The organism is Stutzerimonas chloritidismutans AW-1 (genome assembly GCF_000495915.1).
In the GTDB taxonomy this organism is placed as follows: Bacteria; Pseudomonadota; Gammaproteobacteria; order Pseudomonadales; family Pseudomonadaceae; genus Stutzerimonas; species Stutzerimonas chloritidismutans.
Genome location: NZ_AOFQ01000025.1, coordinates 1 through 2,808, shown reverse-complemented (window position 1 = coordinate 2,808; position 2,808 = coordinate 1). Strand labels below are relative to the sequence as shown.

Here is a 2,808-nt window from a genome sequence, read left to right as displayed (position 1 = left end):
ATACAGAGCAGGCGTGCAGCATGTGATACAGCCTACCCGTGCACCGTGTGATACAGCTTGGGAAGGTGACTTGGCTAGACGCTTACCTCATTTTCACGATTCCTGTGGATGATCCGGCGCGCACCCAGGCGGGCGCACGCATACCGTCTCGCCGCCTAAGAGGGGGAAACGGAACTCAAGTCAGCACGGGAATCAGACGCGGGGCGGTCGCCACACCCCGGAAGGGGAGGTGGAGGGATGGAAATCGAGGGTGGGGGTGAGGGCTAGGGAGCGAACAAATAGACAGGGTGTCTTGATGACCGAGACCTGCAGCATGCCATTGTTCTTGCACTCTTGTCCGGTCTTGCACACTTTGCCGTTGGCAAGCTGCTGCGCCTGGTCTTGGCAGCAAGAGCCCTGCATATCCGCCATCGACATGTGCTCCATGGGACATGGCTGCGAAAGCGCGAGCAGACCCGCCACCGCGTTCACGGGAAGGGTCAGGCTGAGTAGCAGGAGCAGTAAATGCAGGTGTCGTCTCATGCGCTGCAGTCTAGTACAGGCCGTGGGACTAGGATACTCGTGAAACTCATGCCGGGCATCTTGTCGCACCCTGAACCGCCGAGCCCAACTGCACTGTAACAAGCCTTCCGGCCGTGCATCCCAATAGTGTGAGGATTTCGCTGGAGGTTGCAGTCATGAAAGTCTCGAAACAAGTATTGGCATCGGTCATAACTGTCGTCCTGGTCGTCGCGGGTGGATTGGCGCAGGCCGCGCAGGGCCAGGCGATACATATCGAAAGTCAGCCACAGGCGGGACAGGTTCCCGTAGAAACTTATCGTTACGGCTTGAAGCTGGATATCGCAAGGGTCCTGTCCACCAGCGACACCAGCCACCTATGCGGAGTCGTACCGACAGTCATGCATTATGAAAATAGCCGAGGCGAAGTGCGCGCCCTGGAATATCTGATCCTCGGCGGAGGTTGTTTCGACCACTGAGATCGAATCTCGAAGCGCTCGGGCGGCGCTGATCACGGATGTGGTGCCGTCAGGCGCAAGCCTAATCTCAGTTCTCTGAGCTGCGGTCGTTGGATCGTTGCCAGCTCAATGGCCAAGGCCAGTTGGAATGATGTTGCGTTTGTTGTGTTAGCCCTGCAATCAACGACGCCTTTCGTTCGTCTCTATGTGGCAACTACTTTGGAATGGTCGAGTTCGACCGACTGCCTGCTCGGCAGCTGTCAATCTATTTGGGGTTACACATGAAACGATTTTTCTCTGCTTTATTGATTGGTTTTGCTTTGGTTGGTCAGGCTATCGCAGGGGAACCCTACAGCCAGGAGCGCTTCGATGATCTGCAAGCCACGGGTGATCTGGTGTTGGTAGATATCAATGCTCCTTGGTGCCCGACATGCAAGAAGCAAGGGGAAATCATCAATCGCTGGATCGAACAAAATCCGGATAAAAGCTTGCACGTGCTGGAGGTAGACTTCGATTCGCGCAAGGATTTGGTGGCTCAGTTTCGTGCGCCGCGACAATCTACCCTTTTGCTGTACAAGCACGGTGAACAATTGTGGTTCAGTGTGGCGGAAACCCGTGAGTCGGTGATCGGCGCTGCGATCGAGCAGGGGCTGGCCAACTGATGGCAATTGAACTTGCCTCCATTCCACTGGCCATGGTTGCTGGAGTGTTGAGTATTCTCTCTCCATGTGTGTGGCCGCTGGTGCCTGTGGTGATGTCATCAACCGCGGGCTCACGCAGGCGAGATGCATTGTTTCTCGCGCTAGGTCTGAGTACCGCGTTTGCGGTCGCCGGTACGTTGATCAGCTTTGTCCTACTCAACCTGGGTATAGATCCGGTGGTTTTCCGCTATGTGGCGGCGGTGCTACTAGTCCTGGTGGGCCTGACATTGGTCGTCAAGCCGCTGGGGGATTGGCTGACGTTGCATTTATCGCGGTTGACCAGTCGGGTTGACACTAGTGGCTACAAAGGCGGCTCAGCCATGGGCCAATTTGGTCTTGGGGCGCTGTTGGGGCTCGTTTGGCTACCTTGCGTAGGTCCCACGCTTGGCGCGGCCATCGCCCTGGCCTCTATGGGGCAGGACATGGCCATGGCATTCGTAGTGATGTTCGCCTTCGGCATTGGTACCGCCGCTGTGTTGATACTGGCCGCTCTCCTCTCTGGCCGGTTATTGAGTCGTTGGCGGCCTAGCCTGATGAGTAATGCCTCGCGCGGCAAGCAACTGCTGGGCACATTGCTTTTGGTGCTTGGTGGTTTGGTATTGACTGGCGTGGACAAGGTGCTGGAGACCTACGCATTGAGCATCCTGCCTGATTGGGTTTTTGCGCTCTAGGATGAAGATGGATATTTCACGTGAGCAGTGGGATCGCCTTTACCGCTACTGTTTGGCTTTGGCCGGTCAGCCAGCGGATGCCGAAGACTTGCTGCATGGTGCTGTGGAGCGCTATCTGGCGGCGACTACTGAGGTCGTCCAAAACCCACTGGCCTGGATGCGTCGGGTAGCACGCAACCTCTACTATGATCAGCTGCGGCGAAGCCAGCGTGGTAAGCGTCTAGCCAAGTCACCTTCCCAAGCTGTATCACACGGTGCACGGGTAGGCTGTATCACATGCTGCACGCCTGCTCTGTATCACACGCTGCACGCATAAAAATCAGTGCGAGACTATTACGGGTAGGCTGTTTGGGGTGATACACCGCTGTCGTTATTTGCTTGCCTCAGGCAGGCATCCACTGATGTGGGAGCAGTTGGCCGATCTCGCTCGCCCGTTGCGTCGGCAGGCGCATCAGCACATCTCTCAGATAGGCATACGGG

General features: G+C 56.6%; 5 protein-coding genes. 4 read left to right on the top strand and 1 reads right to left on the bottom strand.

The window, feature by feature from the left end; genetic code table 11:
- Positions 1–677: 677 nt before the first annotated feature.
- The 4 genes from F753_RS33265 (at position 678) to F753_RS50305 (ending at position 2,644) form a co-directional block, all read left to right on the top strand.
- Positions 678–977, top strand: coding sequence for a DUF2790 domain-containing protein (locus F753_RS33265; RefSeq protein ID WP_023444872.1), 300 nt, complete (start codon positions 678–680; stop codon positions 975–977).
- A gap of 260 nt (positions 978–1,237) precedes the next feature.
- Positions 1,238–1,618: a thioredoxin family protein gene (locus F753_RS33260; RefSeq protein WP_031297495.1), complete on the top strand. Its 381-nt coding sequence runs from the start codon at positions 1,238–1,240 to the stop codon at positions 1,616–1,618.
- Positions 1,618–2,328, top strand: a complete 711-nt coding sequence (locus tag F753_RS33255; RefSeq protein WP_031297493.1) for a cytochrome c biogenesis CcdA family protein — start codon at positions 1,618–1,620, stop codon at positions 2,326–2,328. The genes F753_RS33260 and F753_RS33255 overlap by 1 nt, the downstream gene beginning before the upstream one ends.
- 1 nt (position 2,329) lies before the next feature.
- Positions 2,330–2,644, top strand: coding sequence for an RNA polymerase sigma factor (locus tag F753_RS50305; protein ID WP_084799370.1), 315 nt, complete (start codon positions 2,330–2,332; stop codon positions 2,642–2,644).
- A 67-nt stretch (positions 2,645–2,711) separates the two neighbouring features.
- Here the strand turns inward: F753_RS50305 and F753_RS33250 are convergent.
- Positions 2,712–2,808 (bottom strand): transposase domain-containing protein (locus tag F753_RS33250; protein ID WP_023444869.1); only part of this gene is annotated, 97 nt, incomplete at its 5' end.